This window comes from Pseudarthrobacter sp. L1SW (genome assembly GCF_020809045.1).
GTDB lineage: Bacteria > Actinomycetota > Actinomycetes > Actinomycetales > Micrococcaceae > Arthrobacter.
On the sequence record NZ_CP078079.1, the window covers coordinates 1081603 to 1094243 of the forward strand.

The following is a 12641-nucleotide window of genomic DNA, read 5'->3' on the forward strand; positions in this document are numbered from 1 at the left end:
CCTTTTCCGAAAGGAACCTGATCCACATGCAGAACCTCAACGTCGGCCTCATCGGAGGCGGCTTCATGGGCAAAGCCCACTCCCTGGCTTATGCCGCCATGCCCATGTTCTTCTGGCCCGCCCCGGCCCTGCCGGTCCGCAAGGTCATCGCTGAAGCCAACCCGGAACTGGCTGCCGAAGCCGCCCGCCGCTTTGGCTTCGAGAACTCCACCTCTGACTGGCGCAGCATTATTGACGACCCGGACATCCACGTCGTAGACATTGCCACGCCCAACCACCTCCACGCCGAAATCGCGATCGCCGCGGCCGAAGCGGGCAAGCACATCATCTGCGAGAAACCGCTGGCGCGTACGGGCGAGGAATCAAAGGCCATGTACGACGCAGTCAAGGACAAGAACATCGTCCACATGGTTGCCTTCAACTACCGCCGGACTCCCGCCGTCGCGCTGGCCAAGAAGTACATTGAGGAAGGCGCCATCGGCCGCATCCTCAGCTTCCGAGGCACCTACCTGCAGGACTGGAGTGCAGACCCCAACTCCCCGCTGTCCTGGCGTTTCCAGAAGTCGATCGCGGGGTCCGGGGCCTTGGGCGACATCGCCACACACGTCATCGACATGGCCCGCTACCTCGTGGGCGAGTTCAGTGCCGTCAATGCCGTCCTCTCCACCTGGATTCCGGAGCGGCCGCTGCAGACCGGCGGAGCCGACGCGCTCGGCACCGTACGGGGCGGGGAGGGCCCCAAGGGTCAGGTCGACGTCGATGACGAGGTCATGACCATGATCCGCTTCGCCAACGGCGCCGTAGGATCCGTGGAAGCGACCCGCAACGCCCACGGCAGGAACAACTACATCACCTTCGAAATCCACGGAACCGAAGGCAGCATCGTCTTCAACTACGAACGACGCGATGAACTGCAGGTGGCTTTCGCCTCCGACCAGGCCGACCGCCGCGGGTTCCGCACCGTCTACACCGGGCCCGCGCACCCCTACGGGGAAGGTCTCTGGCCCATCCCGGCGCTCGGCATCGGCTACGGCGAAACGAAGATCATCGAAGCGCATGACTTCTTCAAGGCCATCGCGGAAGGCGGCAGCGTAAGCCCCAGCTTCGCGGACGGCTACCAGGTCGCCCTGATCGACGACGCGATTGTCGAATCGGCGGCCAAAGAATCTTGGGTTGACGTTCCGCAGATCAGCGCGTGATCTGAGGGGAGGGACGGTGAAGAGCCTTCCCTCCCTTTGCCTGTGGAGGCAGAAGCGCCGGGGGCCGTTCCGGACGTAATGGAGCAGGATCAGCGCACGGGGGCAATCAGGCAGGCGCCGCCGTCGCCCTTCATCTCAAGCCGGTGGTCGCTCCCTCACCTGGTGCAGGGGTGACTGGCCTCTCTTTGAAGGTACGACGGCGGCGCTCGCCTCGGCAGGGTCCGCCGCCTGGCGCCTACCGCACCACGACATGCGGCTAGCCGCCAATTCGCTATTGCGGAGGCTATTCCGCGAGGGGAAAATGGCCTCACTGGCGGGGCTCTATATCCTCGCCGCCGTGGAAATAGGGCTTCGTCGAAGCCCTATTTCCAGGAGGTATCCATGAACGTTAAACGTGCGGCCGCTTCTTCCGCGGCTGCCATATTAGTTGTGCTTTTCGCAGGTGCCGTCCCGGCCTCGGCCGAGATCGCCAATGCACACGCTGCCTGCACCGGACTTGGCATCTCGGACCACGCCGTCGCAGACGGTCCCGGCGCCGTTGCCGCCATCGTCACTGAGATCAAGGCTGCTGCTGACGCCTTTGGTTTCGATAATTCGGGCCAGGTTGTGAGCCGGTTCGCTCACGTCCACGCCGGCACGCACGTCCCAGGTTGCGAGGACGCCATAGGGGAAATTTTGGTGGCAGGGCCATAACCGCTGATTCAGGGATCCTTTTATTCCGGAGGCCTCGCAGGGCAGGGGTGCGTCGGCCGCAGTCGTCCTGCCAGGGGGCCCAGTAATGTCCTTCATGGTGCCGCAGAACAACAAGGCGGTGGTTGCGGGATTACGAGTCGGGCGCGAGCAGCCCAGCCACGACCAGCAAGCTCAGCAGGAGGACGATGATTCCAATTGCGGCTACAACCCAGATCCAACCGGACCTTCCCCTCGGCGCCCGCCAGATCGCAATAACCGCTGCCAAGAGCAGGCCGATGGCCACCGGAATAAATGCCAGCTGACGGGGCTGGGTGTTAAGGGGAAGAAGCCGGTCAGCTCCGTACAAGGCCAAAACGAGGGCAGGAATTCCGAGCCCGAGTGAGACCACCGCGGCAAGGGTATTGAACGCTGATTGGCCGTCAGCCTCCCTCGAGTTTGAGACGCTGGCCGCGGCAGCCATGAGATTCCTGGCCGAACCCGACTCGGCATCCAACTGCTTGCGCATTTCCACGCATTGCCGGACGCCGGCGTCGTGAAGCCGCATCCAGCTGCGGGTGGCAGGCGTGGCAGGCTCGGCCTCGTTGATGATGGAAGGATCCTGCAGGCGCCGATAAGAGTGGTACGCGGTGGAATCCGAGAGGTGCAACCAAAGACCTTCGCGTACCGCTTCCCGGGCTTCATCCGCGGCCCGTCCACAGATAATGCTCAATTCGAGCAGGGACGCGACAATCGGCGTACTGCTCGAGGTGGGGAGGCCCTTGCTGCTGAATTGAGCTAAGCGGTGTTCCAGGTCGTAGCGGATCTCCCTCATGCCAGCCACCGAGTTGCGGGACAGCTCGGCAAGCGCCTTGGCGTGCTTTGCGGCGTGCATCTCTGGGTCAAAAGGGCTTGTCGCTTCAGGCCAGCGCGGCAGGCGTTGTTCAAACGAACGCATTGCATTCTTGGCTGCTTCGCTCTCACGGGACGTTTCCATGTCCAACCGCCGGAATTCGCCTTCTGCCGAGCCTTCCTCCCAGCAGTTGGTAACGAAGGACTGGACTGCGACGTCTTCCCCGCTGCGGACGGCCACAAGGCTGTGGCCGACTATAACCACGCGCCGTCCTTTTTGTCCCGCCACGTGAAGAAGGGGCACCACGCGCAGGATGCAGGGCCCGCCACTTCCGCCGCGCATACCTGCCCTGGCGAATGCCACCATATCTGCATGGAGAAGGACATGGGGCCCGAGCTGCGTCGTAATGGTTGCGGAAGGGGTGGGCGCTACATCAGGGGCGAAGGAAGCCGGCATGGCCCCATCCTAAGGACACCAGCCACGAAACCGGCGCACCGACGTCGCGACCCAAACTCCATCAGGTCTCCATCAAGCCCAAAAACTCGGCGGCGGGTGGGGTCAGGACTGGAACTGCTGCATCACCGAGAGGTGTCCGGCGCGGGCCGAGACCAGGCATTTGGCCAGGTAGAAGGGCCGGTTGCCGTTCCGCACGTACTGCGTCAGGACCAGCACCGGGTCCGAGGGGCGGAGGTCCAGCAGCTTCGCGCGGCTGGGCCCCACCTGGCTGAGGCTGATCTGGCACTCGCCCGGCCCCGCTATCCTGCCCAGCTGTTTGTTGAGCGCGGCAAGCAAGGTGGTGCCGCCGTCGTCCTCTATCTCCAGGGGCTCGGCGGCGCCCTTGCCGAAGCTGACCGGCTGGGCTGTGACGTTCTCCTGGAGGTGGGCGATCGCCTCGCCGTCGCGGATCAGGACCGATTCCCAGAGCCAGCAGTCGGTGCCGGGCTCGACGCCGATGCCGGGGGCGACGAATTCTGAGGCCGCCTGGCGGACCACCTGGGTGCGTTTGACCTCCACCTGCTGGCCGGGGCTGCCGAGGACGTCCTCGAACGGCTGGATGCGCTCGATGCCAATGCGGGGGAGCGTGTCCGAGACGAAGCGCCCGACGCCGCGCCTCGCCCTGATGAGCCCGTCCTCCTCAAGCAGCATGAGGGCTTCGCGGACCACCGTGCGGCTGACCTTCATGTCCGCGCCGAGTTCCGTTTCGGTGGGGATCATGGAGCCGGGCGTGAGGAGGCCGTTGCGGATGGCTTCGGCGATCCGCGAGTACACCGCGACCCGCAGGGGAGCGCCGGGATGGGCGGCCACCGGCTGGGACAGGAACCGGGCGGCGTCCTGGAGCACGTTATGCCTCGCTTGTTTGTAGTTGGTCCGGAAACTCCAGCCTAATCCACGTGTGATGCGTTTGTTGGACAAGCACGTGTTGCTGACGGTGCGGGAGGGCTTCCGTACACTGGGGCCATGGTCTCCCGTATCAGCGAACTGGTCCTCAACTGTGCCGATCCTGAACTCCTGGCGGGGTTCTGGAGCGGGGTCCTCGGCTATGTCGAGCTGGACCGGGAGGACGGCGCCATCGAAATCGGCCCGCCGGACGCCGGGTTCGGCGGCCTGCAGCCGACCATCATCCTGAGCCCGAGCAGCAACCCGCGGAACGGACGCCTCCCGCTGCACATCGACGTCAACCCCGTGGACCGGGACCAGGACGCCGAGCTGGAGCGCCTGCTGGCCCTGGGGGCCCGCCCGGCCGACGTTGGGCAGACCGGCGACGAGCAATGGCACGTCCTGGCCGATCCCGAGGGCAACGAGTTCTGCCTCCTGCGCAGGCGGCTTGGCCCCTGACCTGGGGGCCGTGCTGCACGGGCGGCATGCATCTTGAAGGGAGGAGGAAGCATGAAAGCCTTGGTTTCGGTCTCGCTGGCGGAGTTGCTTGTGCAACTCCTGGCAGCGCGCAGGGCCATCCGTGACCGGATCCCTTACGACACACCCTTCATGAACGGAAAGCCGGAGAACGTCGCGCGCGATATGTGGACTGTTGGCAGCGGGCTCTCGGCACCCTGGCCAGTACTGGCTGCCCACGCGGCAGGCACCGTTCTACTCATGGTTAGGCCCCGGCAGGGGCTCAAACGGGCCATGGGCTGGCTGGGTTCGGTCTACATCCTGGGCATCCTCTGGGAACATGCCAGCCGCGAGTCATTCCAGCACCCGGACCGGGAAACAACCCCACTGATAACCGGGGGTCTCTTCCTGTCTGCCGTGATGGCAACGCTGGGGCTGCGTGGTTCCGCGAAGCTTAGAGACCGCCGGGTCACGACGGCGGGAAGATAGTCCCGCCGTCGTCGTTCCAGCGGCGCCGCCCAGCAGAAGGTCGCCCCGTTCGACTGCTTCTCACGCCGCCCTGAGGCACTTTTGGCCCTACAGATTGTCGGAGGCAAGTGGGATCCTGCAGCATGGCAACTAATCGTCGTCGCTCACGGAGCGCGGGTGCCGGTGGGCTCGGCCCCTTCGGCTTCTTCCTCGCCCTCGCCGCGATCGGGATCCTCATCCAGTACTGGTGGGTCCTTCTCATCATTCTCGGTGCGGTCGGGCTGACCGTGGCAATCGTCCGTTCGGGCAACACCCCTCCGGCCGTAGCCCGCCCGCAAAAGCCGACCCGTCCACCCAAGCCTGGACCAGCCCTGCCCCAGCCCAGCCCTGCCCCCGTCAGCGAAGATCTCGCGGGCCAGACACGCGCCACCAAACGGGCCCGCCACATACAAGGCATGCAGGAATGGGACTACGAGTGGATCCGGTTGACCCACCCGGAAAGGGGCAGCCGGGAACACAGCGAAATCGCCAACGCCCACTTCGCCCAAGGGCGGTCGATCGGAGTCAATTACGAGTGGGCCGGCCTTGATGATTCTGCGCCGGAACCACCCGCCGAGGGTGCCCGCGTGAAGGAGGATCACTCGGTGAAGGGGGAGTCGTCGAACGAGCATGGCGCGAGCGGTTCGGACGACGGCATGTCCCAGGTGCGCGAGGACGCCCCTCGTGTGCCGCCGGCGGAGGGCAAGCACGGTCCCACCTACGGTGCCGGAGGCGGCGCGACGGCCGCCAAGTCCACCCCCTCAAACAGCGGCGACAGGGCGAAAGCCGAGCCAGGGGAGCTTCTCGCCAGCGACCCGCGCGCCATGTGGGCGTGGGCTGAGTATCTTGAAGGGCGGCTCTTCCTGCCTGTCAGCGGCGAGGCTGCACGACAGGTCCTCGACGCGATCCCGCCCGGTGACCATGTCGAGATGTTCGGCGCAGTGGCCATCGGGGCAGGCCTTCTTGGGGGCACGGACACGCTCCCGCAGGAGGCCCGATTCGCTGCGAGGACATTCGACCGCTGGATCCTGCCGTCTCCGGGAGGTTTGGCCGAGATCATTCCCGCGTCCAGTACAAGGCACTATGCGACGGCCAAGCCGGCCGACACAGCCCGCTGGATGGGACAGAGCAACTTCGCACTGGCCGATGGCCGGCACCTGGGGGCCTACTCCGACCGCATACGCGTCGACCGGTTTCACGAGGGAGCTGGTGTGTCCATCCTTAGGCTTCCCGACAGCCCCTTGGCGCCTGCCCCGCCAAGGCCCGGCACAGGAGAAGAGGACGCCCTCATCGCGGACTATGCCAACTCCGTCTCCGAACGGGTCCGCACTGCGAACGCCAACTACGGCAGTCTTGAGGCCTTGACGGCGCTGCGGGAGGCCCACGGGGCTGACAGGTCCAGGAGGGCCGCAAACTACCTGAAGGGCGCCGTCGACGCCGTGAAGCGGCACCCCCGGATCGGAACCGATACTCAGAAGGCCATCGTTAGCCACTTCCGCAATGCCGACCTGAGCGCTGCCTTCTTTTGCCAGGTCTTAAGCCTTCCTTATCCCGGGATCCAACCGCTGACCCACGCCCGGAGAGGCCCTAAAACAGCAGCCGACTTCTACTGACCCGTGTGTGCGAAGGGCCGACGAGGGGCACGGGTGCGGATCTCGTCAGGTTCCCAGGCCGTAACGGAGGCAGTGGGCGGAGCCTTCCGAATTCCGCGGTCATTCCCTCCGGCAGCGCCTCAGACGTGGACCCTCGTGCTAGCAGTCCGACTGCGAGTTGTGCATGCGCGTCTCACCGTTGGTGGTAACGGTCTGGGAACTGTTGCGGCAGGTCTCGCCGTCCTCAGTAAAGGTGCTCGTGCTGTTCATCTTTGTCACCTTCTGGTTCAGCATGTAGTGCGTTTTGTAGTCAAACGTCGACATGGTGCCGTCGTCGTTCTGCACTGTCATCTGATCACGGGAGTTTGTGGTGTAGTACCCCTCTTCGATGACTCGGGCGACGCCGCGGTATTCGTAGGATGCCCCATTGGGGTAGCTGTATTCGACATGTCCCACTTGCGCGGGGTTGCCGGGTGAATCGGAGGGCGGCGCGGCCAGGGCCGGCGACGCCGTAAGGGCGAGGGCCAGGCCAGCGCCGGTGGTGAGGACGAAGCGGGTCATGCGGTTCATTCCGGGGTCCTTCCGTTTCGTGTCGGGCTCCCCAGCGCGCAGTGGATAAATCCTAACGATGGCGTAATTGCTCGTCAACCAGTTATCCGTTGGTGCCGCCCACCTTGGCCACCTCAACGTGTACCCCCGCATCCCGAAACTTCTGCACCTGCCCGGGGTCGGCGCCGTCGTCCGTCACCAGGGTCCACGGCAGCGCGAGCCGTGCCCAGGCGTGGAAGGGCCGCAGCCCGAGCTTGGAGGAGTCCGCCAACACGTAGACTTCCCGGCCCCGGCGGGCCATGAGCTCCTTGAGGCGGGTCTGGGCGTGGTCGGCTTCGCAGATGCCGTCCTCGGCGGTGACGGCGTCGGCGCCCAGGAATACCCGGTCGAAGCTCATCCGCTCCAGCCCAGCCTCGGCCAGCGGTCCCACAAAGCTCTGCGAAACGCTCCGGAGCCGGCCGCCGAGGCAGTCCACAACGATGCCCTCGGAATCGGCCAGCTCCTGCAGTGTGTTGATGCCCGGCGTCGTCACCGCCAACCGATCAAACCCGCGCAATTCGTGGGCAAGGGCACCCGCGGTGGAGCCGGCGTCGAGCAGGATGGACTCTCCGGGCTGGATTACGGACGCGGCCCAGCGGGCGATGGCGTGCTTCTGCTCAAACGCCTCGCCGGTACGCTGCCGCAGCGACGCCTCCGGGTGCGCACGCAGCGCCATCGCCCCGCCATAGGTGCGAGCCAGCCGGCCCTGCGAATTCAGCAGCGCAAGGTCGCGGCGGATCGTGGAGGCGGTCACCTCGAACCGGGCCGAAAGCTCCTCCACGGAGGCCAGGCCGGTGGTCACGGCAAGGTGGTAGATCTCCTCGCGCCGCGCGTTTGCGCTGAGCATTCCCGGTCTCCTTCCCATGGCAGTTGCGGACGGCAACGGCCGGTCAGCAATTCTACGCTGACCGGCCGTTATGCATGCTTTCCCCTAGACGGCCTCGTCACGCGACGGCGCCAGATCCACCGCCTGCCGCAGGGCCTCCAGAAGCGACTCGTGGTCCGCGACGTTCTTGCCCGCGATGTCGAAGGCAGTGCCGTGGTCAACGGATGTGCGAACCACGGGAAGCCCCACGGTGATGTTGACGCCGTTCTCCAGCCCGAGAACCTTCACCGGGCCGTGGCCCTGGTCGTGGTACTGCGCCACGACGAGGTCGAAGTCGCCGCGGCCGGCCAGGAAGAAGAGGGTGTCTGCGGGTAGCGGGCCAAAAGCGTCGATCCCGTCCGCCTGGGCCTTCTCGATGCCCGGCTGGATCTTTTCCGCCTCCTCCCCGTAACCGAACAGGCCGTTCTCGCCTGCGTGCGGGTTGATGGCACACACGGCGATCCGCGGGTTTTCGATGCCGGAGGCCTGCAGCAGTTCATAGCCGCGCTTGATGGTCCGGTAGACCAGGTCGCCGTTGATCTTGGCGATCGCATCGATCAGGCCGATGTGCGTGGTCACGTGGATGACCCGCATCTTGGGGGCGGTCAGCATCATGGAAACTTCCTCGGTGCCGGTCAGTTCGGCGAGGAGTTCGGTGTGGCCAGGGTACTTGTGGCCGGCGGCGTGCAGGGCCGCCTTGTTCAGCGGGCCCGTGCAGATGGCATCCACCTGGCGGTCCATGGCCAGGGCGACGGCTTTCTCGATGAAAAGGAATGAACCGTGGCCGGCAGCGGCCGAGAGCTCACCCCACGCGAGGTCCGCCGGGATGCAGTCGATGTCGAGCACATCGATGGTGCCCTCGCTGAACAAAGCCTCCGACGGTTCCGAGACCCTGCGCAGGGTCAGCGGGCTGGAGACGATGTCCGCGGCAAGCTGCAGCCGGCGGAGGTCGCCGATTACCAGCATGCGGGCCTTCGACCGGAGTTCCGCGTCAGCCAGTGCTTTGACGATGATTTCCGGGCCAATGCCGGCTGCATCGCCCATGGTGATGGCAACAATCGGGCGTCCCATTATTTGATACTCATTTCAGTCGTTGTGCCAGTAAGAAATTGTGTGGTCCGGGCCAGCGTACCGGCGTCCCCGAACGCGCCGGCCTTGGTGACCAGCAGGGGAAGGGGCTCGGGCAGCAGGCTCATCACGACGCCGGGCTCTATCTCGCCGAGGACAGTGAAGCTGCCCGCGCCGAGGGCCTTCAAAACCGCCGTGGCCGTTTCCCCGCCGGTCATGACGAGGGCGTCACAGTGCCCGACGCCCGCCGCGGTGGCGCGGGCCAGGGCCTCTGCCACCACAAGCGCCTGCGACTTGTCCACGACGCCCATCGGGTCCGGCGTCAGCACGACGTCGTTCCGGGTCATCACTTCTGCGACCTCGCGGGAAACGGCTGGCCCCTCCAGCGCGTTGTGGTCCAGCGTGATGTGCTCAGCGCCGGCGGCGACTAGCGCCTCGGTTTGCTGCCGGGCAAGGCTGGAGTAGCTGCCGATCACCGTCAGCGTCCTGCTGACGTGCTTGGGCTGCGCGATCCGCGCAGTTCCTTCTTCGCGTGCCGAGATGTGCGCCGCCAGTCCGCCCGAGCCCACAAGGAGTGCGGGAAAGTCCAGAAGGTCCGAGGCTGCTGCGATGGCTCCCAGGTCCTGGTCCGAGGAGGCATCCAGTACGACGGCGTCAATTCCGCGGGCGTGCACGGCCCGCAGCTGCCGCGCGAGTTCCTCGGGCGTGCGTCCGCGCGCTCCGGCGACGACTTCGGCGGTGAGGCCGCCGGCGGCAAGTGCCTGGGTGACGTCACCCCCGAAGCTTCCACCAGTGTTCTGGAGGCCGTTGACGTGGACGATGCCGCCTTGCGTGGTCCTGCCCGTGCCCGGAAAGGCCGGAGCCACGATGGCCAGAGCCTTGCCGCGGCCCCGGGTGATCCCTGTCAGTGTTGCCGCAACCTCAGCGCCGACATTGCCCCGAAGCAGCGAATCGACCTTCTTGAAGATCCTGCGGTCCTGCTCCAGGGCACGCCCGACGGCGGAGCTGGCGGCAGAGGCCGCCTCCGCCGCCGCCAGGTAGCGGCTTTCGGTGTTGATCGAAAGGATCTTAGCCTCGGGCCACGTGCCGTCGACGTCGAGGATTACAGAACTGCTGTGCGTGGGTCCGTAGGCTGCGGCAGCATCTGCCGCTCCCGTCAGGTCGTCGGCGATGATTGCCCAGCACGGGGTTGAGTCGGTGGTCATACTGCGTGCGCAACCTCAGGTGCTGCTGCGGCTTCCTTCGCCTTGAGGCGCTTGGCGTACCAGGCAACGATGATGGGGCAACCGATGGCGGTCACAACGACAGAAGCGGCAACCAGGACGGTGGCGGGTCCGGCGGCGGGGAGGTATGCAGGATTGGCTGCAGCCACCAGCATGGGGACCGTTGCCGCGTTGCCGGCGGTTGTGGCAGCGGCAAGACCGGCCAGGCCGGTGCCTCCGCTCAGCTTGTCAGCGAAGAAGAGCACAGCGCCGCCGACGATCAGCACGAACAGGCCGAGGGCGATACCCAGCAGGCCTGCGCTGAGCACCTTTTCGAGGTTCAGGCCAAAGCCGAGGGCGAGGGCGAAGAACGGGATAAGAACCGGCGCCGCGGAGGACAGGAACTTACGCATGGCCGGGTCGAGGGTGCCCAGGAGGACTCCAAGGAGCAGGGGGATAATGGCGCCCACCAGGGCCTGCCACGGGAAGGCCGACAGGCCCGCGACGCCCAGCGTCAGCATCGTCAGGAAGGGACCGGATTCAAGCGTCATGACGGAGTAGGCGGCAACGTCCTTCGGCTTACCATACTGGCCCATGAGCGCCATGTACATGCCGCCGTTGGTGTCATTCAGGGCTGCCAGGATGGCCAGGACGGACAAACCTGCAAGGAGCCCGCCCTCGATGGGAAGTTCGCTCATGAACCTGCCGGCAATGACACCGATGATCACCGCGAACAGGACCTTGGCGCCGAAAAGGACGCCGCCCTTCTTCAGGATGTAAGGAGTGGCCTTGATGTCGATGCTTGCACCCATGCAGACGTAGAACACGGCCAGGATCGTGGTGCCGCCGGTGAAGAGAGCGCCCGTGAACGAGCCGAAAAACTTGGCAGAGTCAGGCGCGAAAGTGGCCAGAAGGGCACCGATGAGAAGGGGGATCAGCATCATGCCGCCAGGGACTTTTTCCATGGTGGCCTTGATCGGAACAGACATGCAGCAACCTCATTGTTGTCGGGGGAGAGGGGGATCGAGCCGCCCGGCTTCGACCATGATAAGGATCATAATGAGTAATGCGCGTTTAGCGCAAGCCCATATGCGCGAAACGCGCAAGACTATTTCCTTTCAAGCGCCGTGCCGGCGGCAGGCGCGCTGCCCTTGGCACCGCCCTTGACAGCAACACCGGGCTTGGGGAATATCAGAAGTCCGGTGCGCATTGCTGTCCCTCGCAAGCCGTCTTGCGGTCCGGATTCCCGAAGGGGTTGCCCGATGCGGTCAGCGCTCACTCGTCCCAGATTCTTCCGGAGTGTGGCCGCGACCGCCGCCGCCATTCTGGCGGTCTCTACCGCGGGTTGCACGGGTGCCCCGGAGCAGGGCGGGTCCGCCACGCCTGACGTACGGATCGCTGCCGTCGGCGACATGAACGACGCAGGGAACATTGACCCTGACAGCCCGTCCGGCCGGAACGCTGCTGCGATCACCCGGCTCGTGCAGGACAACGAGATCGACGCGTTCCTGGGTCTCGGCGACTTCCAGTACGACACCGCCTACTGCGACGACTACGTGAACTACTGGGCTACCCTGTGGAGTGGCACGATGCCCAAGTTGTACTGGGTTTCGGCCCCCAACCATGACTGGGAACCCGGCCGCAACGAGGACCTCGACAATTTCATGAACGGCCAGTGCCCGGGGTCTCCGGAGAAGGCTGCGATCAACATGGAGCGTGGACGCATCGGCAACGGGGAGGCGTACTCGAAGGACCTTGGGAACTGGCACTTCGCGTTCCTGTCCTCAGCGCACTGGCGGTACAACCCCGCACAGGCCGGGGCGATGACAAGATGGCTGGACAGGGACCTCGCCGCCGCGAAGGAGGCGGGGAAGCACCTGGCGGTGGTGCACCATGAGCCCTACTTCACGTCGACCACGGCCGAGCACGAGCGGGCTGGCGACCACAAGCCGTGGATCGATGTGATGTGGAAGCACCGGGTCCGCCTGACCCTGTCAGGATCACAGCACAATTACGAGCGGTCATGTCCGGTGAACAATAAGGACAAGTGCGTCGACGACGGGATGACGGCGTTCCAGGTTTCCACGGGCGGGATTGCACTCCGCCCCTTCACCAGTAGTCCGCGCTACATCGAGAAGCGGTTCAGCGACACACACGGATTCCTTCGGCTGACGTTGCATTCTGACGGGTCCTTCGATTGGAACTTCGTTGCAACACGGGGGCCGAGCACGGACTCGGGGACGCGTCCCGCGCCGTAGCTAGATA

At 65.3% G+C, this 12641-nt stretch carries 13 protein-coding genes; 6 read left to right on the top strand and 7 right to left on the bottom strand.

Features of this window, described 5'->3' with window-relative positions; genetic code table 11:
- Positions 1-26 precede the first annotated feature (26 nt).
- Both KTR40_RS05050 and KTR40_RS05055 read left to right on the top strand, forming a co-directional pair.
- Positions 27-1199 carry a Gfo/Idh/MocA family protein gene (locus tag KTR40_RS05050; RefSeq protein ID WP_120691883.1) on the top strand — a complete coding sequence of 391 codons (1173 nt, stop codon included), beginning with the start codon at positions 27-29 and terminating at the stop codon, positions 1197-1199.
- A 429-nt stretch (positions 1200-1628) separates the two neighbouring features.
- On the top strand, positions 1629-1892 hold the full coding sequence (locus tag KTR40_RS05055) for a hypothetical protein (protein ID WP_228405483.1): 264 nt from the start codon (positions 1629-1631) through the stop codon (positions 1890-1892).
- A 130-nt stretch (positions 1893-2022) separates the two neighbouring features.
- Here the strand turns inward: KTR40_RS05055 and KTR40_RS05060 are convergent, their stop codons facing one another.
- Positions 2023-2985 (bottom strand): hypothetical protein, encoded by a 963-nt coding sequence (locus KTR40_RS05060; RefSeq protein ID WP_228405484.1) that lies wholly within the window; start codon positions 2983-2985, stop codon positions 2023-2025.
- A 294-nt stretch (positions 2986-3279) separates the two neighbouring features.
- Positions 3280-4062, bottom strand: a complete 783-nt coding sequence (locus tag KTR40_RS05065; RefSeq protein ID WP_228405485.1) for a GntR family transcriptional regulator — start codon at positions 4060-4062, stop codon at positions 3280-3282.
- A 117-nt stretch (positions 4063-4179) separates the two neighbouring features.
- Between KTR40_RS05065 and KTR40_RS05070 the strand changes: the two genes are divergently transcribed.
- From KTR40_RS05070 to KTR40_RS05080, 3 genes are all read left to right on the top strand, one after another.
- On the top strand, positions 4180-4557 hold the full coding sequence (locus KTR40_RS05070; RefSeq protein WP_139028390.1) for a VOC family protein: 378 nt from the start codon (positions 4180-4182) through the stop codon (positions 4555-4557).
- 51 nt (positions 4558-4608) lie between these two features.
- Positions 4609-5043 (top strand): hypothetical protein, encoded by a 435-nt coding sequence (locus KTR40_RS05075; RefSeq protein WP_228405486.1) that lies wholly within the window; start codon positions 4609-4611, stop codon positions 5041-5043.
- Between the two features lie 122 nt (positions 5044-5165).
- Positions 5166-6674, top strand: coding sequence for a hypothetical protein (locus KTR40_RS05080; RefSeq protein WP_228405487.1), 1509 nt, complete (start codon positions 5166-5168; stop codon positions 6672-6674).
- A 138-nt stretch (positions 6675-6812) separates the two neighbouring features.
- On the opposite strand, the gene KTR40_RS05085 is transcribed toward KTR40_RS05080, so the two are convergent.
- The 5 genes from KTR40_RS05085 to KTR40_RS05105 form a co-directional block, all read right to left on the bottom strand.
- The gene (locus tag KTR40_RS05085) at positions 6813-7223 is read right to left on the bottom strand and encodes a hypothetical protein (RefSeq protein ID WP_228405488.1); all 411 of its coding nucleotides are present in this window, start codon (positions 7221-7223) and stop codon (positions 6813-6815) included.
- Between the two features lie 82 nt (positions 7224-7305).
- Entirely contained in the window at positions 7306-8088 is a 783-nt protein-coding gene (locus tag KTR40_RS05090) for a DeoR/GlpR family DNA-binding transcription regulator (RefSeq protein ID WP_228405489.1), read from the bottom strand.
- 84 nt (positions 8089-8172) lie between these two features.
- On the bottom strand, positions 8173-9177 hold the full coding sequence (gene pdxA, locus KTR40_RS05095) for a 4-hydroxythreonine-4-phosphate dehydrogenase PdxA (protein WP_228405490.1): 1005 nt from the start codon (positions 9175-9177) through the stop codon (positions 8173-8175).
- Positions 9177-10379, bottom strand: coding sequence for a four-carbon acid sugar kinase family protein (locus KTR40_RS05100; RefSeq protein WP_228405491.1), 1203 nt, complete (start codon positions 10377-10379; stop codon positions 9177-9179). Before KTR40_RS05100 ends, pdxA begins: the two co-directional genes overlap by 1 nt.
- Positions 10376-11365: a 2-keto-3-deoxygluconate permease gene (locus KTR40_RS05105; RefSeq protein WP_228405492.1), complete on the bottom strand. Its 990-nt coding sequence runs from the start codon at positions 11363-11365 to the stop codon at positions 10376-10378. Before KTR40_RS05105 ends, KTR40_RS05100 begins: the two co-directional genes overlap by 4 nt.
- A gap of 312 nt (positions 11366-11677) precedes the next feature.
- Between KTR40_RS05105 and KTR40_RS05110 the strand changes: the two genes are divergently transcribed.
- The gene (locus KTR40_RS05110) at positions 11678-12634 is read left to right on the top strand and encodes a hypothetical protein (RefSeq protein ID WP_228405493.1); all 957 of its coding nucleotides are present in this window, start codon (positions 11678-11680) and stop codon (positions 12632-12634) included.
- Positions 12635-12641: the final 7 nt, after the last annotated feature.

What these genes read in the sequence shown, in the direction of transcription:
- KTR40_RS05050 (WP_120691883.1), top strand. Translation starts at nt 27, where the DNA reads ATGCAGAACCTCAACGTCGGCCTCATCGGAGGCGGCTTCATGGGCAAA.
- KTR40_RS05070 (WP_139028390.1), top strand. Translation starts at nt 4,180, where the DNA reads ATGGTCTCCCGTATCAGCGAACTGGTCCTCAACTGTGCCGATCCTGAA.
- KTR40_RS05075 (WP_228405486.1), top strand. Translation starts at nt 4,609, where the DNA reads ATGAAAGCCTTGGTTTCGGTCTCGCTGGCGGAGTTGCTTGTGCAACTC.
- KTR40_RS05080 (WP_228405487.1), top strand. Translation starts at nt 5,166, where the DNA reads ATGGCAACTAATCGTCGTCGCTCACGGAGCGCGGGTGCCGGTGGGCTC.
- KTR40_RS05085 (WP_228405488.1), bottom strand. Translation starts at nt 7,223, where the DNA reads ATGAACCGCATGACCCGCTTCGTCCTCACCACCGGCGCTGGCCTGGCC.
- KTR40_RS05090 (WP_228405489.1), bottom strand. Translation starts at nt 8,088, where the DNA reads ATGCTCAGCGCAAACGCGCGGCGCGAGGAGATCTACCACCTTGCCGTG.
- pdxA (WP_228405490.1), bottom strand. Translation starts at nt 9,177, where the DNA reads ATGGGACGCCCGATTGTTGCCATCACCATGGGCGATGCAGCCGGCATT.
- KTR40_RS05100 (WP_228405491.1), bottom strand. Translation starts at nt 10,379, where the DNA reads ATGACCACCGACTCAACCCCGTGCTGGGCAATCATCGCCGACGACCTG.
- KTR40_RS05105 (WP_228405492.1), bottom strand. Translation starts at nt 11,365, where the DNA reads ATGTCTGTTCCGATCAAGGCCACCATGGAAAAAGTCCCTGGCGGCATG.